This window comes from Streptomyces sp. NPDC018693 (genome assembly GCF_044391385.1).
Classification (GTDB): Bacteria; Actinomycetota; Actinomycetes; order Streptomycetales; family Streptomycetaceae; genus Streptomyces.
The window spans coordinates 641,651-662,949 of the sequence record NZ_JBIRZZ010000003.1; the positions used below are offsets into that span (position 1 = coordinate 641,651).

The 21,299-nt window shown below is 67.3% G+C and carries 15 protein-coding genes; 3 read left to right on the forward strand and 12 right to left on the reverse strand.

Annotated elements, in window-relative coordinates; translation table 11 throughout:
* Positions 1 to 167 precede the first annotated feature (167 nt).
* On the forward strand, positions 168 to 1,325 hold the full coding sequence (dusB, locus tag ACH5AC_RS11300; protein ID WP_398861462.1) for a tRNA dihydrouridine synthase DusB: 1,158 nt from the start codon (positions 168 to 170) through the stop codon (positions 1,323 to 1,325).
* 4 nt (positions 1,326 to 1,329) lie between these two features.
* Here the strand turns inward: dusB and ACH5AC_RS11305 are convergent, their stop codons facing one another.
* From ACH5AC_RS11305 to ACH5AC_RS11315, 3 genes are all read right to left on the reverse strand, one after another.
* Positions 1,330 to 3,078 (reverse strand): CDP-alcohol phosphatidyltransferase, encoded by a 1,749-nt coding sequence (locus tag ACH5AC_RS11305; protein ID WP_398861463.1) that lies wholly within the window; start codon positions 3,076 to 3,078, stop codon positions 1,330 to 1,332.
* 205 nt (positions 3,079 to 3,283) lie between these two features.
* Positions 3,284 to 5,224: a glycogen debranching N-terminal domain-containing protein gene (locus tag ACH5AC_RS11310; RefSeq protein WP_398861464.1), complete on the reverse strand. Its 1,941-nt coding sequence runs from the start codon at positions 5,222 to 5,224 to the stop codon at positions 3,284 to 3,286.
* A 48-nt stretch (positions 5,225 to 5,272) separates the two neighbouring features.
* Positions 5,273 to 6,718: an MGH1-like glycoside hydrolase domain-containing protein gene (locus tag ACH5AC_RS11315; RefSeq protein ID WP_398861465.1), complete on the reverse strand. Its 1,446-nt coding sequence runs from the start codon at positions 6,716 to 6,718 to the stop codon at positions 5,273 to 5,275.
* A gap of 132 nt (positions 6,719 to 6,850) precedes the next feature.
* Here ACH5AC_RS11315 and ACH5AC_RS11320 point away from each other — a divergent pair, with 132 nt between their 5' ends.
* Both ACH5AC_RS11320 and ppdK read left to right on the forward strand, forming a co-directional pair.
* Positions 6,851 to 8,095, forward strand: a complete 1,245-nt coding sequence (locus tag ACH5AC_RS11320) for an ROK family protein (protein WP_398861466.1) — start codon at positions 6,851 to 6,853, stop codon at positions 8,093 to 8,095.
* Positions 8,096 to 8,530: 435 nt separating this feature from the next.
* Positions 8,531 to 11,278 (forward strand): pyruvate, phosphate dikinase, encoded by a 2,748-nt coding sequence (gene ppdK / locus ACH5AC_RS11325; RefSeq protein ID WP_398861467.1) that lies wholly within the window; start codon positions 8,531 to 8,533, stop codon positions 11,276 to 11,278.
* Positions 11,279 to 11,537: 259 nt separating this feature from the next.
* Here ppdK and ACH5AC_RS11330 read toward each other — a convergent pair whose 3' ends face one another.
* The 9 genes from ACH5AC_RS11330 to mycP all read right to left on the reverse strand — a co-directional run bounded on the left by ACH5AC_RS11330 (position 11,538) and on the right by mycP (position 19,954).
* On the reverse strand, positions 11,538 to 11,978 hold the full coding sequence (locus tag ACH5AC_RS11330) for a DUF6086 family protein (RefSeq protein ID WP_398861468.1): 441 nt from the start codon (positions 11,976 to 11,978) through the stop codon (positions 11,538 to 11,540).
* Between the two features lie 105 nt (positions 11,979 to 12,083).
* Entirely contained in the window at positions 12,084 to 12,596 is a 513-nt protein-coding gene (locus ACH5AC_RS11335; RefSeq protein ID WP_398861469.1) for a hypothetical protein, read from the reverse strand.
* A 56-nt stretch (positions 12,597 to 12,652) separates the two neighbouring features.
* On the reverse strand, positions 12,653 to 13,183 hold the full coding sequence (locus tag ACH5AC_RS11340; RefSeq protein ID WP_398861470.1) for a hypothetical protein: 531 nt from the start codon (positions 13,181 to 13,183) through the stop codon (positions 12,653 to 12,655).
* Between the two features lie 13 nt (positions 13,184 to 13,196).
* Positions 13,197 to 13,613, reverse strand: a complete 417-nt coding sequence (locus ACH5AC_RS11345) for a hypothetical protein (protein WP_398861471.1) — start codon at positions 13,611 to 13,613, stop codon at positions 13,197 to 13,199.
* A gap of 371 nt (positions 13,614 to 13,984) precedes the next feature.
* The gene (locus tag ACH5AC_RS11350; protein WP_398861472.1) at positions 13,985 to 14,998 is read right to left on the reverse strand and encodes a hypothetical protein; all 1,014 of its coding nucleotides are present in this window, start codon (positions 14,996 to 14,998) and stop codon (positions 13,985 to 13,987) included.
* Positions 14,999 to 15,273: 275 nt separating this feature from the next.
* Positions 15,274 to 15,804: a hypothetical protein gene (locus ACH5AC_RS11355; RefSeq protein WP_398861473.1), complete on the reverse strand. Its 531-nt coding sequence runs from the start codon at positions 15,802 to 15,804 to the stop codon at positions 15,274 to 15,276.
* Positions 15,804 to 18,068 (reverse strand): hypothetical protein, encoded by a 2,265-nt coding sequence (locus tag ACH5AC_RS11360; protein ID WP_398861474.1) that lies wholly within the window; start codon positions 18,066 to 18,068, stop codon positions 15,804 to 15,806. Before ACH5AC_RS11360 ends, ACH5AC_RS11355 begins: the two co-directional genes overlap by 1 nt.
* 23 nt (positions 18,069 to 18,091) lie before the next feature.
* Positions 18,092 to 18,529 (reverse strand): hypothetical protein, encoded by a 438-nt coding sequence (locus ACH5AC_RS11365; protein WP_398861475.1) that lies wholly within the window; start codon positions 18,527 to 18,529, stop codon positions 18,092 to 18,094.
* 81 nt (positions 18,530 to 18,610) lie between these two features.
* Positions 18,611 to 19,954, reverse strand: coding sequence for a type VII secretion-associated serine protease mycosin (gene mycP, locus ACH5AC_RS11370; RefSeq protein WP_398861476.1), 1,344 nt, complete (start codon positions 19,952 to 19,954; stop codon positions 18,611 to 18,613).
* Positions 19,955 to 21,299 lie beyond the last annotated feature (1,345 nt).

Sequence of the window (21,299 nt, forward strand, 5' to 3'; positions counted from 1 at the left end):
TTCGCTTCGGTCGACTGGGACTTTCCGAGGTTATGCAATTCGGGTCCTGGCATTCTTCCGCAAGAGTGCGGTCGGTTGTCGGGATGTTGCGGCTGCGTCCGCCCTGTCGATAGTACGTCTAACTAATTAATGTCGCCCCGCCCCGCCCGGTACGCGAGAATGGGTGAATGCCCACGACCGCCCCGCCCCTCCGGACCCCGTCCCTCCAGATCGGCCCGCACACCGTCCAGCCCCCCGTCGTCCTGGCCCCCATGGCCGGGATCACCAACGCGCCGTTCCGCACCCTGTGCAGAGAGTTCAGCGGCGGCAAGGGGCTGTTCGTCAGCGAGATGATCACCACCCGGGCGCTGGTCGAGCGCAACGAGAAGACCCTGCAGCTGATCCATTTCGACGCGACCGAGAACCCGCGCTCGATCCAGCTGTACGGCGTCGACCCCGCGACCGTCGGCAAGGCCGTCCGCATGATCGCGGAGGAGGACCTCGCCGACCACATCGACCTGAACTTCGGCTGCCCGGTCCCGAAGGTGACGAGGAAGGGCGGCGGATCGGCCCTCCCCTACAAGCGGCACCTGCTGCGCGCGATCCTGCACGAGGCCGTCAGCGGCGCCGGTGACCTGCCCGTCACCATGAAGATGCGCAAGGGCATCGACGACGACCACCTCACCTACCTCGACGCCGGCCGTATCGCCGTCGAGGAGGGCGTCACCGCCATCGCCCTGCACGGCCGTACCACCGCCCAGCACTACGGCGGCACCGCCGACTGGGAGGCCATCGCCCGGCTGAAGGAGCATGTGCCGGAGATCCCCGTCCTCGGCAACGGCGACATCTGGTCGGCCGAGGACGCCCTGCGGATGGTGCGGGAGACCGGGTGCGACGGGGTCGTCGTCGGGCGCGGCTGCCTCGGCCGGCCGTGGCTGTTCGCGGACCTCGTGGCCGCCTTCGAGGGGCGTACCGATCACTACGTACGGCCCACCCTGCGCGAGGTCGCCGACGTCATGGTCCGGCACGCCACCCTGCTCGGCGAGTGGATCGGCGACGAGGCGCGCGGGGTCATCGACTTCCGCAAGCATGTCGCCTGGTACCTGAAGGGCTTCGCGGTCGGCTCCGAGATGCGCAAGCGCCTCGCGATCACCTCCTCCCTCGCCGAACTGCGCGCCGGGCTCGACGAGTTGGACCTCGACCAGGCGTGGCCGGCCGGCGCCGACGGGCCTCGCGGGCGCACGTCCGGCAACAACCGCGTCGTACTGCCCGACGGCTGGCTGAAGGACCCGTACGACTGCGCGGGCGTGAGCGAGGACGCGGAGCTGGACACGTCCGGAGGGTGACCGGCTACTTCGTGGGGTGCGGCGTCGAGCCGTACGCCGTGAGGAAACGGTCGCGGAAGGCGCTCATCTTCCACACCGGGGCGTCCTTCGCAGGCTGCAGGCCATCCGTCCACTCCCAGTCGGCGATCTTCGCCAGCACCTCCGGATCCTTGGCGACGATCGAGACCGGCACGTCCCGGCTGGCCTTGTCGCCGCTGACCCGGGCGATGGGCTGGTGGTCGCCGAGGAAGACGAGGACGGTGTCCTCGCTGCCGTAGCGCTCCAGCCACTCGGTGAGGGCGGTCACCGAGTACTCGACCGACCTGCCGTACTCCTCGCGCGAGGCGGTGCTGTCGGAGATGATGTCCTGCGCCTTCTTCCCGGCCTGCTCGATCGGGCCGAACAGCGAGCCGTCGCCCAGCTCCTCCCAGCCGACCATCTCCGGCAGCGGCGCCCACGGCTGGTGACTGGACGTCAGGATCACCTCCGCCATCAGCGGCCGGTCCCGCTCCTTGCCGTGCTCCAGCCGCTGGAACGCCTCCAGCGCATACTGGTCGGGCATCGTCGACCAGCTGAACTTCGGCCCTTCGTAGCCCAGTTGGAAGGCGTTATAGACCTTGTCGAGGCCGTAGTACTTCTGCTCGGGCCACGCCTTCTGCACGCCCGGCATGATGCCGACGGTGTCCCAGGCGCCGGTCTTCTGGAACGCCTTGGTGAGGGAGAGATGGTCGCTGGCCATCACCGTGCGGTAGCGCTGCTGGTTGTCGATCCACAGCCCGGACAGGGTGGTGGAGTGGCCGAGCCAGCTGCTGCCGCCGTAGGTCGCGGAGGTCAGCCAGCCGCTCTTCGCCTTGTACCCGGCCTTCTCCAGCGCTTCGGTGGACGCGGCGAGCGTCGCGTTCACTCCCGGCGCGATGATCGGATCCTCGATGGCGCTGCGGCCGTAGCTCTCGATGAACGTGAAGATGACGTCCTTGCCCCGCAGATCGGGCACCAGCTGCTCGGGCGGTGTGGCACCGAAGGCGTCCACCCGGGCCTCCTTCGCGAACGCCGCCTCGTCCCGCAGCGTGTCCCGCACCCGCTCGGCCTGCCCGGTCAGCGCGTTGGCGGCGCGATGCGCGGCGAGGGGCTCACCGCCGGCCTGGAGCGTCAGGATGGAGCAGGTGATCCAGGCGGTCCCGGCGATGAGCGTGCCCCGGGTGGCGGCCTGCGTGTCACGAGCGAGGATCGTGCCGATGCGCACCACCGCCGCCGCCATCACGGCGAACAGCACCGCGACCAGCGCGACCAGCCCGACCACCGCCCAGACCGCCGTCGCCCGCCCCATCGAGTCCTCGACGTACGCCTGCGCGTCGTCCAGCAGCACCCAGTCCAGCACCGGGTTGAACCCCCGGCCCAGATACTCCGCGAAGCCCATGTCCAGCAGATTCAGCACCGTCAGCGCGGCCAGCAGGAAACCGCCCAGCACGGCCACCCCGGTCCGCGTCCGCCGCGGCAGCGCGATCAGCACCGCGCACAGCACGATCGCCTCCGCCGGCAGCGTCATAAACGTGCTCACCTGCAACGCCTTCGCGTTGTTCGGCAGCAGCAGGGCGCCGAGCACGAGGACGACCGACAGGACGGTCGTGCTCCACCAGAGCACACGGGCGACACGGGGATACCGGCCGCGCCAGGAACGCAGCCGTGAGAACCGGGACCTGAGGGACGGCGCCGAGGCTTCCTCCACAGCCTCGACCTCGTCGGCAGCCTGCGGTGAGCGCGTGGACACAGCCACCCGAGGGTCCTTCCGTACGATCCCGGCGGTACGGCGGACCCGACGTGGGGGGATCGGATCCGCCACCGTAACGTACGGACACCTGGCAGCCGACGTTCAGTTTATTCAGGGGCGCGGGGCCGTGTTGAATCTGCGGCTACCGCCGCGCGGGCGCGACCAGCCCCCACCGGCCCGCACCCGCGCGGACAGCTTCAGCACCCCCTGATCAGGCGCCACCAACCGCCGTAAGCAACGCAAGAGGCGCCGCCGCAGACCGCGCTTCCCGCACACACGCATGCGGATAAGGCACCGGCTCCGGATGCGTGTCCCGCCCGTACCCCGCGATCACCTCGGGCAACCGATGCCCCGCAGCGGTCGCCGCGTCGACCAGCGCGTGCGCGACCTCCCGAGCCTCGTCGTGCAGTCCGTACCGCGCCAGCCCCAGTGTGATCAGCGCGTTGTCATGCGGCCACACCGACCCGCGGTGGTACGACAACGGGTGGTACGCCGGCTGCCCGGCCGCCAGCGTCCGCACGCCCCACCCGGAGAAGAAGTCCGGTTCCAGCAGACGCCGGCCCACCACCTCGCCGTACTCCTTGTCGAGCAGCCCCGACCACAGCAGATGCCCAGCATCGGACGCCAGCGCGTCCACCTGCCGCCCCGCGCCGTCCAGCGCCAGCGCCGGGAAGGACCGCTCCGGCATCCAGAAGTCCCGCTGGAAGCGGTCGCGCAGATCCCCGGCCGCCTGCTCCAGCAGGGCCGCGTACGTCTCGTCGCCCCACGCCGTGCGCGCCAGCCACGCCGTCCGGCGCAGCGCGTCGTACGCGTAGCCCTGGGCGCCCGCCGCCATCACCGCGCCGGCCGGCCGGGTGCCGTCGGCCGAGCAGATGGCGCCGGGGGAGTCCTTCCAGTTCTGGTTGGCGAGGCCGCCCTGGTCGGCGCGGTAGACCAGGTAGCCGCGGGAGGTGAGCCCGCCGTGGTCCAGCATCCAGCCGATGGCCGCGCGGGCGTGCCGCTCCAGACGGCGGGCGAGCCGCACGTCCCCGGTCCGCTCGACGTACGCGCCGAGCAGCACCAGGAACAGCGGCGTCGCGTCGACCGAGCCGTAGTAACGGCCGTACGGCACCTGTTCGAAGTGGGCGAGCTCGCCGTGGCGGACCTCGTGCACGATCTTGCCGGGCTGGGACACCGCCCGCGGGCCGGTCTCGGTGGCCTGCGCGGCGGCCAGCGCCAGCAGGGTCGCGGCGGCGGGCTGGGGGCGGTACGGCAGGGTGAACAGCGAGGTGAGCAGCGCGTCCCGGCCGAGCAGCGTCAGGAACCAGGGCGCGCCGGCCGCCGGGACCCGTAGCTCCTCGCCGTCCGGGCCGGTCGCCGGGACCTGGAGCGCCGCCAGGTCCGCGAGGCCCCGCGCACAGGCCGCCGCCAGTTCGGGCCAGCCGGTGGGGAAGGCCACGCCCTCCATGAACCTGCCCTCGGCCTCCAGGAGTTGCTCGCCGAGCGCGGCGGGGGAGCGGGGCACCCGCAGGGCCCGCTTCTCGCCGTGCGGCCGGGCCATCACCCGTACCGTCAACTCGGTGGTGCCGTGCGGCTCCAGCTCCAGTTTCCACACCAGCCGCCGGGCGCCGGTGCCGGTCTCCTCCACGCTGTCCGGGGCGGGGTCGGACGTCACCGTCGTACGGGACAGCCACTCACCGCGCCGGTAGGTGAACTCCACGCCGTGGCCGAGGACTTCGCGGCGGCGTACGGCGCCGGACTTGGCGTAGGTGCGGTGGTCGGTGCGGAGTTCGAACTGGTCGGTGAAGTCGGCGTCGGCGGTGAGCGCGATCCGGATGGTGGTGGGCACCGCGCGATTGCTGGTGACCCGCAGCGACTCCACGAACGAGCCGTCGCCGACGGCCTGTTCACGGAAGAGCGTGCAGGACGGCGGCTCGGTGCGGCCGCCGCGCGGTACGAGGACGCAGCGCGCGGTGTCGCTGTCCGCGACCGGTGTCAGCGGCTCCGGCACCGCGCCGTCCACGGTCAGCTGCCAGCGGCTGAGGTGCCGCGCGTCACGGACGAATAATCCCTGCGGGGAGGAGCCGGCGCCCCGTACGCCGCTGATGTCCCCGCGGTCGTCTACGGCGGCGAACGTCCCGCCGTAGACGAGCAGATGATGCCGGTCGGTCATCTCCGGTCCCCTCCCTTGAAGCCGTTGAGTGCCTGGTGATCCGAGTGCCTAGTGGGCCTGGTGGTTCTGCTGGTTCTGTTGGTTCTGGTGGTTCTTGTGGTTCTTGTGGTGCTTCTCGGAGTGTCGCTTCTCGGACGCGGTGTGCAGGACGTCGAGTGCGAGCGCGGCCGTCCAGCCGAAGCCGGTCGCGCCGCAGGCTTCGCCGGTGTACGGGTCGACGTACTCCGCGAAGTCCGAGGCGGCCGCGAGGTCGAGCACGGCCTCGCCCAGCGCGTCCGCGCGGGCCGTCTCGCCGTGCAGCCGAAGGCCCCGCTCCAGCAGCCAGCCGGTGTTGAACCAGGCCGGGCCGCGCCAGTAGCGGTGCGGGTCGAACGCCTCACCGAGCAGGTCGTAGCTCGGTACGAGGCGGGTGGTGGCGCCCAGCCCGAAGTGCGGGCCGGTGAGCGTGCGGACGAGGGCGGCGGCCACCTCGCGCGGCAGGCCGGGCAGCAGCAGCGGGACGAGTCCGGAGACCCCGCGCTCGGGGATCGGCTCCCCGCCGCGCACGTCCCGGCAGAAGAACATGCCCTCGGCCGGGTCCCAGAGCCGCTCCACCAGGGCCGCCGTCAGCCGCTCCGCACGTGCGTGCCGGGCCGTGCCCGTCGCTCCGAGCTCGTGCGCGATGCGGGCGAGCGCGTGCTCGGAGGCGACGAGCAGGGCGTTGAAGGCGGGGTCCTCGACGGCGAAGTCCCCGGCACCATCGGCGTATTCCCGGTCGCGGTAGTCGGCGGCCAGCCGCACGTACCGCCCGTAGTCCAGATCGGTCGGCCGGTCCTCGGCCGCCCCGTGGTCGAGGTCGGCGCGGCGGAAGGAGCGGGCCGGGGCGGGGGTGACCCGGGCGAGCGGGGCGTCCCAGCTGGGGCTGTTGTCCATACCCTGTTCCCAGGGGTGTACGACGGACACCAGGCCGGCACCGCCCAGGTCGCGCCGGTGCAGCAGATAGCGGTGCCAGGCGGCCAGCCGCGGGTACACCCGGGCGAGGAAGCCGCGCGCCCGGGACAGGCCGGGGTCGGAGCAGTGCACCAGCCAGGCCGCCAGCGCGTGCACCGGCGGCTGCACGATGCCGGAGGTCTGTACGGTGCGCGGGGCGCCCGCAGCGCGCCCCGCGGTCGAGGAGCGCCAGAAGTCGGGGCTCGGGAAGTACGCGTCGAGCGGGACGGAGGGGTTGAAGACGATGTGCGGCACGCGCCCGTCGTCCCACTGGGCGTCCAGCAGCGTCTCCAGCTCGGTCTGCGCCCGCAGCGGCGAGACGTGCCGCAGCCCGATCGCGATGAACGCCGAGTCCCATGACCACTGGTGCGGGTACAGGCCCCGCGAGGGCACCGTGGACGTTCCCGTCCAGTTGCCGTCCAGCACTTCCACCGCCCTGAGGTGCAACGAACCGGCGGTGGTGTCCGGATCGTATGCAAAGGTGCGCTCAGCGGGGCGGGTGATGAGCTGGGCAGTGCGATCCACTCGGGGCTCCCCGAAGAACGTTGACGACACCACAGTCGAACCCGGTTCGGCGGTGGCTACCGTAGGGTTACGTCTATTTAACACGCAAAACTCAATATGTAATGCAAGCTTGAGAAACACAAGGGGGTGCGCATGACGACTCGCGGGCAGACAGGCGGCGGCCGGGGTTCCGCCTCGGGCGGCCGGGGTCAGGGCAGCGCCGGTGACCTGCTGGAGCTGGTCCGCAGCGGCCGTGCGACCACACGCGGCGCGCTGCAGCAGGCCACCGGGCTGTCCCGCGCCACCGTCGGACAGCGCCTGGACCGTCTCTTCCGCGCGGGCTGGCTGCGTGAGGGCGCCGGCGGTCCGGTCGACTCCCCGCTCGGCGGGCGCCCCTCCATCACCCTGGAGTTCGACGACGCGCACGCGGTGGTCCTCGCCGCCGACCTCGACACCCGGCACGCCCGCGCGGCCGTCCTCACCCTCACCGGCGAACTGCTCGCCGAGCACTCCGGGACCCTCGTCATCGAGGACGGCCCGGACATCGTGCTGGGCGAGCTGGGCGGCTGGTTCGCGGAGCTGCTGGAGAAGGCGGGGCACCGGGCGGACGAGGTGTGCGGCATCGGCATCGCCGTCCCCGGCCCGGTGGACAGCGAGACCGGTCGGGTGGTGCAGCCGCCGATCATGCCCGGCTGGGACGGCTACGACATACGGGGCCGCCTGTCCCGAGCGTTCGGTGAGCGCACCGGCGCCGGTCCGGTCCCGGTGCTCGTCGACAACGACGCCAACCTCATGGCGTACGGCGAACAGCGCACCTCCTATCCCGACTGTTCGGCGTTCGTACTGGTCAAGGTGTCCACGGGGATCGGCGCCGGGGTCGTGGTCGACGGCTCCGTCTTCCGGGGCATCGACGGTGGCGCCGGGGACATCGGGCACATCCGGGTCCCGGACGGCGCGGAGGCGATGTGCCGCTGCGGCTCCTACGGCTGTCTGGCCGCCCTCGCCAGCGGTGGCGCCGTGGCCCGGCGGCTGGCGGCGGCCGGGGTGCCGGCCGCGTCCGGCTCGGACGTACGGGACCTGCTCACGGCGGGGCACCCGGAGGCGATGGCGCTGGCGCGCGAGGCCGGCCGCCGGGTCGGGGACGTGCTGGCGACGGTCGTCACCCTGCTCAACCCGGGCGTGCTGATGATCGCCGGGGACCTCGCCGGGACGCCGTTCGTCACCGGCGTACGGGAGCTGCTGTACCAGCGGGCGCTGCCGCGCTCGACGGCCCATCTGGAGGTGGTGACCTCGCGGCTGGGGGAGCGGGCCGGGCTGGTCGGGGCCGGGGCGCTGGTGGTGGAGCACCTGTACGCACCTGAGCGGGTGGAGGAGCGGTTGCTGGCGCTGGGGGTGTGAGGCCCCGGAGGCTGCGAGGCGGGGTGTGACATGGATGTTTCGGTCCTGGATACCCGTCCGCATGGTGAAATCGGGCGCCCTGCGGCGGCGTGATTCTCGCCACCCCTGATAAGGGTTGCGCTCAGATGAGCGGATCAAGAGCGGCTGCACTTCTGGAAGGGGTGGCACTGGGTGCCACCCCTTGATCGTTCATCGCGGAAAATCATACGTGCCGAATCGCGCTCACATGAGCGCCATAGCCTGCCGATGGGGCTGATTGTGTTCAGGAAATGAAGACAGAAACCGCCTCCGCCTTACCAAGCCTTGACTTTCGATCCCCTGGCGGACGCCTGGTTACAGGCGCATGACGCACGAGTGGACGTACCCAGACGCCTTCGATCTGGGTATGTTCCTGGCCGTCAGGGCAGCCACCGCGTCCTCGAGGAGTCGAGACCCGTGTCGGAAAACAAAGAACCCCAGGTAGCCGTACAGGGCGACAGCGTTGAGGGCGTGAAGTTCGTCTACGACTTCACCGAGGGCAACAAGGACCTCAAGGACCTCCTCGGCGGCAAGGGCGCCAACCTCGCCGAGATGACCAACCTGGGCCTTCCGGTCCCGCCCGGCTTCACGATCACGACCGAGGCGTGCAAGGTCTACCTGGAGAGCGGCGAGGAGCCCGCGGCGCTGCGCGACGAGGTGAGTGCCCACCTCGACGCGCTGGAGCAGCGCATGGGCAAGAAGCTGGGCCAGGCCGACAACCCTCTCCTGGTCTCCGTCCGCTCCGGCGCCAAGTTCTCGATGCCCGGAATGATGGACACCGTCCTCAACATCGGCCTCTCCGACAAGTCCGTGAAGGGCCTCGCCGACCAGGCCGGCGACGAGCGCTTCGCCTGGGACTCCTACCGCCGCCTCATCCAGATGTTCGGCAAGACCGTCCTCGGCGTCGACGGCGACCTCTTCGAGGACGCGCTCGACAAGGCCAAGGAGGCCAAGAAGGTCACGGTCGACACCGACCTGGAGGCCGCGGACCTCAAGAAGCTCGTCACCACCTTCAAGAAGATCGTCAAGAAGGAGACCGGCCGGGACTTCCCGCAGGACCCGCGGGAGCAGATGGACCTCGCGATCAAGGCGGTGTTCGACTCCTGGAACGGCGACCGGGCCAAGCTGTACCGCCGCCAGGAGCGCATCCCGCACGACCTGGGCACCGCGGTGAACGTCTGCTCGATGGTCTTCGGCAACCTGGGCCCCGACTCCGGCACCGGCGTCGCCTTCACCCGTGACCCCGCCTCGGGCCACCAGGGCGTGTACGGCGACTACCTGCAGAACGCGCAGGGCGAGGACGTCGTCGCCGGCATCCGCAACACCGTCCCGCTGGCGGAGCTGGAGTCGATCGACAAGAAGTCGTACGACCAGCTGATGCAGATCATGGAGACGCTGGAGAACCACTACAAGGACCTGTGCGACATCGAGTTCACGATCGAGCGCGGTCAGCTGTGGATGCTCCAGACCCGGGTCGGCAAGCGCACCGCCGGCGCGGCCTTCCGCATCGCCACCCAGCTGGTGGACCAGGGCCTGATCGACGAGGCCGAGGCACTCCAGCGCGTCACCGGCGCCCAGCTCGCCCAGCTGATGTTCCCGCGCTTCGACGAGAACGCGAAGGTCCAGCAGGTCGGCCGGGGCATCGCGGCCTCACCGGGCGCCGCCGTCGGCAAGGCCGTCTTCGACTCGTACACCGCCGTGAAGTGGTCCCGCTCGGGTGAGAAGGTCATCCTGATCCGCCGTGAGACCAACCCCGACGACCTCGACGGCATGATCGCGGCCGAGGGCATCCTGACGAGCCGGGGTGGCAAGACGTCGCACGCGGCCGTCGTCGCCCGGGGCATGGGCAAGACCTGTGTCTGCGGCGCCGAGGAGCTGGAGGTCGACACCAAGCGCCGCCGGATGACGGTGCCGGGCGGGCACGTCGTCGAGGAAGGCGACGTGATCTCCATCGACGGCTCCAACGGCAAGGTCTACCTCGACGAAGTGCCGGTGGTCCCGTCCCCCGTCGTGGAGTACTTCGAGGGCCGCATGCACGCGGGCGCCCAGGACGCCGACGAGCTCGTCGAGGCCGTGCACCGCATCATGGCGTTCGCCGACCGCAAGCGCCGCCTGCGGGTACGCGCCAACGCCGACAACGCCGAGGACGCGCTGCGCGCCCGCCGCTTCGGCGCCCAGGGCATCGGCCTGTGCCGCACCGAGCACATGTTCCTCGGCGACCGGCGTGAGCTGGTCGAGCGGCTGATCCTGGCCGACACGGCGGAGGAGCGCGAGCAGGCCCTCCAGCAGCTCCTGCCCCTGCAGAAGAAGGACTTCGTGGAACTCTTCTCCGCGATGGACGGCCTGCCCGTCACGGTCCGCCTGCTCGACCCGCCGCTGCACGAGTTCCTGCCCGACATCACGGAACTCTCGGTCCGCGTCGCCCTGGCCGAGTCCCGCCAGGAGCCGCACGAGAACGAACTCCGCCTCCTCCAGGCGGTCCACCGCCTGCACGAGCAGAACCCGATGCTGGGCCTGCGCGGTGTGCGGCTGGGCCTGGTCATCCCCGGCCTCTTCACGATGCAGGTCCGCGCGATCGCCGAGGCGGCCGCCGAGCGCAAGAACGCCAAGGGCGACCCGCGCGCGGAGATCATGATCCCGCTTGTCGGCACCGTCCAGGAGCTGGAGATCGTCCGTGACGAGGCCGACCAGGTCATCGCCGAGGTCGAGGCGGCGACCGGTACGTCGCTCAAGCTGTCGATCGGCACGATGATCGAACTGCCACGCGCCGCGGTGACCGCCGGTCAGATCGCCGAGGCCGCCGAGTTCTTCTCCTTCGGCACGAACGACCTGACCCAGACGGTGTGGGGCTTCTCCCGGGACGATGTGGAGGCATCGTTCTTCACGGCCTACCTGGAGAAGGGCATCTTCGGCGTCTCCCCCTTCGAGACGATCGACAAGGACGGCGTCGGCTCACTGGTCAGGGCCGCGGCGAAGGCGGGCCGCGAGACCCGCCCCGACATCAAGCTCGGCGTCTGCGGCGAGCACGGCGGCGACCCGGAGTCCGTCCACTTCTTCCACGAGGTCGGCCTCGACTACGTCTCCTGCTCCCCCTTCCGCATCCCGGTGGCCCGCCTGGAGGCCGGCCGCGCGGCCACCGACTCGGTGGGCAGCGACCACCGCTGACCGACGGGGCCGCGGGGCCTACGGGCCCCACCGGTCCCCACTGGGCCCCATCCCGACCCCGGAGCCGTCGTCCGTCCCCGACCCTCAACCGATGGCCGACGGCTCCGGCACGCAAGAGGAGGGCGGCACCCTGTGCGGGGGTGCCGCCCTCTTGTGTGTCAACGGGCCGGTCCTGAGCCCGCGTGCAGGCCCAACACCCGAGCACCCTCTTTGCGGACTGCATCGGTGGGCAAGCGATCAGCAGACCCGGTTGCTCCAGTCAGCGAGGCATGTGCTGCCCGAGCTCCCGTGCCTTCTCGCATAGTCCCTCACCCCAGGCTCGCCCTTCGGCAGGAGCGGACAGCCCTGTGACTGCGGAAATCTGTGCATCTTCGAGTGCGCCATCCGGGGCGGATCTGAACTGTGCCCAGTCCACCCTGATCCCGGCGCGCTCCGCGAGAACCAGCGCGGCGGCGGTGAACCCCTCGGAGAGCGCAAGCACCGTGGCATGGCTTGTTCTTCGGTGCTGCGCCAGTAGGGCGTTGACGAAGATCTCGAAGACGGCCGGGTCGATCTGGCACTCGTCGTTCTCCATCGGCCCGATGCCGGATGAGAGCTCCAGCTCCGCCTCGAAGACCGACACTTGGCGTCGGAACAGACGGGAAGCTCCGTTGGTCGGGTTCCACAGAGTCTCGTCGCCCATATCGAAGTACTGGCTCAACACGGCACCTTTCGGCTGGTCATGACAGGTGAGCGTATCCAGCCGGATCACCGCTGTCGTCGCTGTTACGTTCTGTCCAGGAGCTGGAACCCGCCTTGTGCGCAGCTATTTGCAGCCTTGCTGAGCCATGGCCTCGGGGAAGTAAGAGCGAAGGAACGATTGCAGGGCGTTGCGGCGCTCGGAGGTCCCGTCGGGGAGATCCTCCTGGAGCTGGATCAGTGAGACGAACTTTCGCTGTTGTCCTTCGTAGGTGCACGCCGCCACTGCCGTGGCTCCCCTGTCCGCGACCCTGGCGTCATCGCCGATGTCGACAGCGGTCGGATTGCCGAGTCGTCGCAGGGCACGGTCCTGGACCTCGATGGGGTCGGTGTCCTTGGACACGACGTCTCCGGACAGATAGATCACCAGCTTCTTGTCCACCGACAGGCGGCACCGGGGACTCTCCGGGCCGGCATCGTCGGAGCGCTGGGTGAGTTCCTTTCCGTACGGCAGGAAAGGGGTGAGGAGGTCGGGATCGACCGTTACCCCGCATGCCTGGTTCGGGACCTCGTAACCGCGTGGTTCCGAACAACCCGTGGCAGCCAGAAGCACCATCACCGCAGCGACCGTCGCGCGCACCGTGCGGTGACCAGAGTGCCCAAGGCGAGGTTGCCCAGGTTTTCGTACAACCTTGGTTACGTGGTGCATTCGTACCTTTTCGTTTGGCGGGGCACGAAGTCATCGATGAAGCGCTGGAGTTTCTTGTAGCCCTGAGCGCTGTCCTCGACACGGTCACCGCGGAAATCAATTGCGAATGACATATACGTCGACGTGGAGTCACAGGTGGCCTGCACTACGCCACGGTCACTGCCGATCACCGCGCCACCAGCGAAAGACACTTTCCTCTTGGCTGCGTTCTTGTAGGTGGAAGCCACGATCTCCCAATCAACAGGATCGGGCTTCCGGTCGTACTTTTGAATCGTGATGAACAGTACCTGATGGCCGTCCACTTTAAGAGTGCAGAAGGCGCCAGTCCGTGCCTGGGTTTCCTTGTACTTCTGTTGCAGATTTTCGCCTTCTGGGATAAGTGGCGACAGGGCACTCTTCTCCGTGGGAGTCCGACAGAATTCATCGGGAATGCTGAGGGTGGAGCTACCGCAGCTTGCGGTGGCCAACACCGTCGTCACGCACAGTGCAATTGCTGAAATTCGGTTGAACTTGCTCATCGCTGTGCCTCGACTATTCGGTGCATTCGATCTTCTTCGCCGCTCCGGTTGCGAACTCCTCGATGAAGCGCTGGAGCTTCTCAACCCCAGCTTGAGAATTCTCGACGTGATCCCCTTTGAGTCGAACGACGAACAGCAAGTACTTCGCAGGGCTGCCACACTTCGTAGTGACCAGTGCCCCGTCGCTCCCGATGACAGCAGTACCTGGGATGGAGATTTTTCGAGGTGCGCCTAGCGAGTACTTGGCGTTAGCGTCCTTCCAGTCCTCCGGGGCGGGACCCTCTTCTGTCATACGGACGGTGATATTGAGGACGTGAATTCCGTCGACGTAGATGTCGCAGTACGCCGGATCCGAGTCCAGGGGCAATGGTTCGCTCTTCCTCAGTTTGTCACCGCTGGGGATGAGTGGTGACAAGGTGGAGTTCTTCACGGGAACTCCACAGATTTCTTTCGGGACGGAGACGTCGCTCTTTTCGCACGCACTAACAAACATGACCAGCGTTGTGAGACCGACTGTTAGTCGGAGTATGCCCATCGTTACTGATCACCGACACGGCTGTACCTCAATGCTTGGTGAGGCGCGAAATCATTGATGAATCGCTGAAGTTTGTGCCAAGTTGGTGTGTCCTTGACGTCGGTGCCCGAGAAGAAGACTGTGAACGACATGCAGGCAGTGCCCGCGCTGCATGCCGCCCGAACTGCGGGATGGGCATTCCGGATCGGTGCATGGCCTGGAAGTGAAACATCACATTTGGTGGCATGTCCGTATGGATGTAGCAATGCGTCTCCTGTTTGCTCGGATTAGCCCTTGTTGATTGGAGTGCTCAGGTTGTCGCAACTGTGCCGCTTGGCTGATTGAGCAGCAAAGACGTGGAGCGCTTGACGCTCTGAATCACCGGCCGCCGCATGAGACGTCAGAGGTTCCAGGATGTAAAGGGCCGCACCGGTTGAGCATGATGCGGTGACCCAAGACTTACCGTCATTGGTGCCGCTCGCGCCGACGTAGTCGTACGGGTTTCGCTCCGGATTGTGACGCGCGGCATTCGAATAAGGGCCGTAATATGCGGCGATACGGAAGGCGGGCGTAGCGGACCCATCGAAAAGGAGGCACTGCTCGATCGGTGCTGCGTTATCTGCCTCGGCTTCATACACGAAATCCGGTTCGTCGATGCCCTGGCATGTACCCGTTGCTGTGCCTGCCTCTTTTGCCTTTTGAAAGGCGCCGGTGGGCGTATTGCGTACAGCACCCGTATCACGAAATTCACATTCCTGCTTCTTGGCTGCTTGTTTCAGAGCCCGGGTGACTAGGACGGCCATGCCATCTCGTCGCTCCTGCACGCTGTCTGCCGGGGCGGCTCGGGTTGCGCTCAAGCTGAGGACCAAATCGTCCTCTGCCGCCTCTCCGCAAGGCAGGAAGGCCGTGGCATAGGAGTCGGTGCCACTTCCCGCAGAGACCAGGGCGGGCCATCCGTGGCCCACGGGAACCAGTATCTCCGCCGGGGTGTACCTGAGGATTCGACCAGCGTTGAGTTTGATCGACTCGGCGTCATCTCGGCCACGCTGCACGGAGATCAACAGGGAAGCGTTCGTATCACCGGGGTCGTAGACGCGGCACCCCGCACTTCCGGTGCTCTTGCCGCTGACCCGGTCCGCGCCCAGCGCCTTACGTACCTCCGAGGCATCGACCAGTCCGTGACACGCCTCATCGAGCGCTTGCCCGTCACGCAATTCGTCGTAAGCACCAGAGGCGTAGACAATGCCTCCGCCGGCGGCCAGAACAACCGCGATCAATACGACAATTACGGATTTTTTCATGGGCAGGACAATCCTCGGTGCAGATCGGCGAGCGCTTGGTTGCGGGCTGAACCGTAGTGCAAGTTCACGTGGTGCTGCAGATAGTTCACGACGGGATCCTTCTCGGAGTCCACACCGTGAGTGGATTCCCACTGCGGCACCAGATCCAGGTTTTTTACGGTTTGAAGTGCTCGGCGGACTCTGTCATCGGTGGAATCGCCATCGAGTTCGATGCTGAGATCGGGAACATAGTCAGAGGTGTTTCTTCTCGAGGCATACGCCCGCCCGTACTTCTATCACTCCGTGCACTTGTACCTTGCTGTCTGGCGTGGGACGAAGTCATTAATAAAGTGCTGAAGCTTCTTATAACCACTCGATGTGTCCTCGACGCGGTCGCCCGAGAAGAAGAACATGAATGACATGTAGGCGGCACTGGTGTTGCATGTCGCCCGAACTATGGCACGGTCGCTTCCGATGGATGCATGGCCTGGAAACGAGACATCCCGTTTGGCGGCATGCTTGTACTGAGATCCCACCGTGTCCCAGTCCACCGGTTCGGGATCGCGATCCCAGCGCGCTATTTCAACAAAAAGGATCTGATTGCCTCCTACGCTCAATTTGCAGGCTGCTCCAGGCTGGGCTTGGTTTTCGTTATATTGTTGATCAATTGAGCCGCCGTTCGGGATGAGTGGCGATAGGCTAGCTTTATCTACGGGGGCCTTGCAGAATTCACTTGGAATGGAAGGCTGCGTGCTGCTACAGCCCGCTGATACACCTGCCGCGACCATCCATAGGAGTGCCACCATTCTGAGTCTCATCTTGGTCACTACTGTACTCCCGAAATGCCTTCTGCCAAGGCGTTACCATGGTTGGCCGCCCCTGCAATGGTTTTATACATGCCATCCTCGTAGGAGTAGCCGTCGCGACCGTGAGCCCAGTCGGAGTTGGCTGCATACCACTGCTGAGCAATGGCGTTGAGTTGGTTTCTGCGCAGCTCATATGTCAACTGACTGTCGCTTGTCAACTTTGCAGCCTGTTGCTGCTGTTCGTCCATAATCCATGCGCTTGTGACCATGTCTGCTCCACGCTGGAGGATATCCCCATAGCCCGGTACGAAGTTCAGTATTGCGCCTGAACTATGGTAGCTCCATGCCTTGTCCCAGGTGTAATCGTGCTGGTCAGTCTTAAGGGCCAAGTACCGCGCTTCCTCCATGAATCCGACTGCGTAACCCGCGGATTTAAGTGTGTCACCCGGTTCGCGCGTGCGGTCGTAGACGTCGTTCATGATGGCGTAGTTCATGCCCTCGTGTAGCAAACCGTAAGAATGCTCGCTTCTGGAGATCTGTTTGGTCACCTCCATGACCTGCTCCATCTCCAGCTTCACGCCATCACTGGGCTGCCGCGTGCCGCTAGGGTCGCTCATTGCCACGTACACTTCATCACCGTGATTGGTCATGATTTTCGCCATGTCGTCCCGTAGCGACGCCGGCATGTCGTCGCCTTGGCCGGCAAGGACCTCCAGCGTGTGGACGAATACGCGGTTGTTGGCATCGGTGTGCGATGTGGGGCCTGGCGGGTGTGAGCTGTTGGGGTCGATGCCGGTGGCGGCTGCTGTCAGGGCATCGCCCAGGCCCTTGCGGTTGTCGCTGTCCTCGGTGCTCTTGACGACTTCGGTGTTGCCGCGCCATTCGGTGACCTCCACGACTTCCCAGTCGCGGCTTCCGTCGCCGTCGCCGAGGAGGTAGTGCATGCGGTCTTTGCCGGTGCTCGTGGCAGGGTCGAAGTAGCCGGTGGAACCTTCCGGATTGCGGGACATCACCTGAAGTGCGCCGTCGATCGGGTCGTTTGCGAACCAGGAGCCGGAGGAGTCCTTGTCGCTGCTCCGGTAGAGGTGCCAGATGTCGGGGTCCTTCTTCTCCATCGCGATCATGTCGTCGGTGACGTCCGCGACGAACTGCGGGGAATAGCCGCTGCCCTGCTGCATGAGTGTGACCAGGCTGTGGTAGCCGCGGATCTCCGGGCTGCCGGTGTCGACCCTGTCGGTTCGGCCGACCGACGCCTCGGTCGGGTACTTGTCGTCGCCGTGCTCGCGCAGCGCGTCGCGCCACTTGTTGTAGAACTGGGCGTCGTCGGTCTTCTTCCAGGCGTTGAACGCCTCGTTGTACGCCGGTGTCCCGAAGGGTAGAGGCTTGCCGTTGGTGTCCTTGAAGTCCGGTACGCGCGTGGCGGTTGCCAGGGAATCGGAGAGACCGCCGTTGATCTGCACGTAGGCGTTCTTGTTCGGGCTGTCGCCGGCGTGGGCCAAGTCGTTCATGGTGGTGGTCAGCTTCAATGTCTGATCCGCGCCGAGGGAGTCGAACAGGGTCTGGGTGAAGACCTTGTTGTCGGAGTTGTCGCGCATGAGGCGCTGCCACTCCTGGAGGTCCTCGCTCGCCAACTGTTCGCCGTTGAGGACCTGGTCCGCGTACTTCCTGGCTTCGATGGCCTCGTACGCCTCGATGTCACCCATCGCGTCACCGTTGAAACTGTGGCCCTGTCCTCTGGCCTGGTCGAAGGCGCGCTCGATCCAGCTCTTGACGCCGGCGGCTTCGCGCAGTGCCAGCTTGACGCCGTGGTCCGCGTCGTCGACCGCCTGCACGGCGTCCTTGATCGCCTTGGTCCAGGCGGCCTCGTCCGCCCGTGCCCGCTGCACGCCGTAGTCCGGGTCGTGCCGCATCGCGTTGAGCGTGCTGTCGTCGTACACCGCCTGACCTTGGCCGGTCACGGCCAGCCCTGCCGCCTTCGCCTGTTCGACCAGGTCCTTCACCCTGCCGACCAGTTCGGCGAACTGCTGATGCGCGTCGCGCAGGATCGAGGCGATGGCGCGGGCCTCCGTCTGGGCATCGGCGAACTGCTGGCGGGTCGCCGCGAACTGGCCGGATGCGGCGTGGGCGCTCACGCCGACCCAGACGCCGTCATTGGCGACCGGCTCGACCTTCCCTCGGTAAAAGGTCTCCAGCTCCTCGAAGCCGTCGGCCGTCTCGGCCCAGCTGGTGGCCGCCGTGGTCAATACGCCCAGGTTGATCGTGATGACGTCTTGGTAGCTGAGCATGGTCGCCCCCGTTTCCCCGTTACCTATGCCTCGCGCCGCGGGTCAACGCCGGAGTCGAGCTGTGCCAGCTGGCTTCCGACGCCGTGGTCGACGTACTGGAAGTGCCCGTGGGAGCCTTCAAGAGCTCCAAGGTCCCTGTCCAGGCGCCCCAGGAGACCCTGGACCTGCAACCCCCATTCCTCATGCGCGCTTGTGAGACCGGAACCGGTCTCCCAGCCGCTGAACTCCCGGGCGGCAGCGGACGAGGACTCATCAGGATGGCTGCCGGCCTCTTTCGTACCTTCCGGGAGCTCAACCCTCAGGGCATTCACCGCGATCTTCTTGCCCGGTTTGTTCGTCCTGAAGTCGGGTGCGCCTGTGGCACCGGCTCCGCCCGCCTCCGCAACGCCGTTCAGCTGCATCCCGTTCTGGGAGCGCGCCAGCGCCTGCGCCTTGAGCTGCTCCCACTCCTCCCACGCCATGCGTGGCCCTCCCCGTGTCTGGTCGTCGTATGCCTGATCGAACTTCTTGTGTCCCCGCGGTGTCCGGAGGACAGAGTGTGGTCAGGTGGTGCCTGGCCCTCGGTCCGGCGGGGGATGGCTGCCCGGCACGTTGGGGGGTGGCCCGAAGCCGGCCGGCGAGTAAGGGTATTGGCCTGGGCCAGGCACCGGTGCGGTGGGTGCTCGGCGCTTCCGGGCCACGGCGGCCACTACGACTCCGATGCCTGCGAGGGCGGCGGCGCCTGTGCCTACGGCCAGCCAGGGCACCCCGCTGTCGTCGTCGGGCTTGGGTACTGCCATGCCGGGGTCGGTGTCCTCGGAGGCGCCCGCTGTTCCGGTACGGGTCGGCGCGGGCGATGGTGACGTCCGGGCCTCGGCGAGGTCTGGTAGCGGGTACTCGTCGGCGGGGCCCGGGTCGCCGGGGTTGGAGAGGGCGATGCGGGGGCGGACGATGCCGTAGCCGATGGCGTCGTTGCGTCTGGTGCCGTCCGTGGGGGCGCCGATGGTGTTGAGCATGACCCGCAGGACCTGGTTGTTGGTCCAGTCGGGGTGAGCGGACCAGATGAGGGCTGCGCTGGCGGAGACGAGGGCGGTGGCGTCACTGGTCCCTTCCGTTTCGCAGAGGCCGGTCTTGCCACCGCAGGCGTGGACCATGCTCTCGCCAGGAGCTGAGAGGTCGACTTGAGGACCGTACTGGGACCATGGAGTCCGCCGGAGGTCCTTCCCGACTGCTGCGACGCCGACGACACCGGGCGTGGCCGCCGGATACATCACCTCATTGACCTTGTCACCCTCGTTGCCGACACCGGCGAAGAGCAGGGATCCACTGTCGAGGGCGTACTGGACTGCTGCAGTCACCTGAGGCGAGCCCTGTGAGGCAGCCTGGGAAATATTGATGACCTTCGCACCTTGGTCGGCGGCATAGCGGATCGCCGGTGCCAGAGCGGTGTTGAAGATCTTGGCTCCCTCGGCCTTATTGGCCGCCGTGCCTCCTACTGGCAGGCGGATCGGCAGGATCTTGGCGCCGGGCGCGAGGCCGAAGGCGCCGTTGCCGCCTCCGCGTGCGCCGGTTCCGGCGATCAGGCCGGCCATGCCTGTGCCGTGGCCGTCGTAGTCGGTGTGCTCGTCTCCGGGCACCTCATCGGGAGCGAAGTCCTTGCCGGGCAGTACGCGGCCTTTCAGGTCGGCGTTGTTCGGATCGACGCCGGTGTCGATGACGGCGACCGTGATGCCCTCTCCAGTGCTGGTCCGCCACATTTCCTCGGCGCGCATGGCGTCGAGGTACCACTGTTCCTCGCGGATCGACTCTGCGACGGCCGGCGTACCCACTGCGCCTGCGAGCAGGAGAGCGAGGGCCACCGTTGCCGCCGCGCGGCGGCCTCCGTATCGAGTCCTGCTCGTGTGCATGAGGTTCGCTTTCTCGGTTTCCTGGAATACGTTCAGTCGATGACTGGCGGCCGCGTACGTCGGTGGTTCTGCTGCCGGTTTTCTTCGTCTTCCCCGCGGTGCGGCTGTCCGCCCCTGTTCCCGTTGATCGCTGGGTACGTCGGCTGAGGACTCCGGGGCCTGCTGGTGCCGTTGCTGTCGCCTGGACGTGCCGTGTTGGTTGCGCTGCCGAAGACGCCACCACGCACCGCGCTGGCACCGCCTGTCGTAGCGGGGCCGCTAGATCGGTCGGTGGGCGTTCCTGCAGGTCCTTGCTGCGGAGTTTTGCTGACAATGCCGTTGTGAGGGAGTGGACGCCCCCCGACAACGGGAGCGTTCGGGGGCGGCAAGCGGCGATCGGCGACTTGACCCGGTTGACCGATCACACGTCCGGCTGGGTTCGCTGTCCCGACGGTTGGTCCCACGGGCCCGCGCGCAGGGGCGGCCTCCCCGCCCACAACCACGCCCCGTGGGATGGCTCCCGTCGGTCTACCAGTTGGCGGCGTCACCGGGCGACCACCGACAATGCCATTGACCGGGCTGCTCGGGCCCCGACCGGAAGTCGCTGGTGGCATCCCGGGGACAGGCCCCAGCGGTGACCGTCCTGTAACCGGTTGTCCCGGTCCTGGCGCCAACGGACCAGCGATTGGTGCACCCTGCCTTGAGGGCCCGGTGACCGCTCTGACCGGCCCCGCCGCACCCGGTACCGGCCTGCCTGGAGGCTGTACGGAGGAAGCACCTCTGCTGCTACCGAATGTCGGGGGAATCGTGACCGGCTCGCGCCTCGCTTGTTCAGGGAACGACGGGCTGTTGACGCTGTCCGTCGGGGCGTGAGGGAACTGCGGCGTGGTGGTCACAGAGTCAATGACCATGCGGGTGGGAGGCGGAACTTCCCCGGTCACATGAGGAAGAGCCGTAGAGACACGTGAGATCTCCGACACGTAGCGCGTGCCAGAAATCGGTTGCTCCGTTCTTGGGTTTACCGAAGAGGTGCTTTCAATGGAGGAGGATCCAGCGGACACTGAACCACCGGCCGGAGTCTTGTCGATGTCTTTTCTGTCGACGCTGAGTGCCGGGTCGGGCACGATCGCATCCGGCGGAGGCGGAAACTTAGGCCGTTCCAGCGCGCTCATCTGCATCGCCGACCAACTGTACGTCTGTGCCAGCTTTCGCATCTGCGCAGCTGCCTGCAGCCGTGCCTGCTCCTTGCGGGACGTCAGGGCCTGCAGTTCCTGCTCGGCCTGGGTGGCTGCGATCGCGGCGTCGGGGTCGTTGTGGGCGGCGCGGGCCGCGTCGACGTTGGCCTGGAGGGTCTGGACGTCGCCGG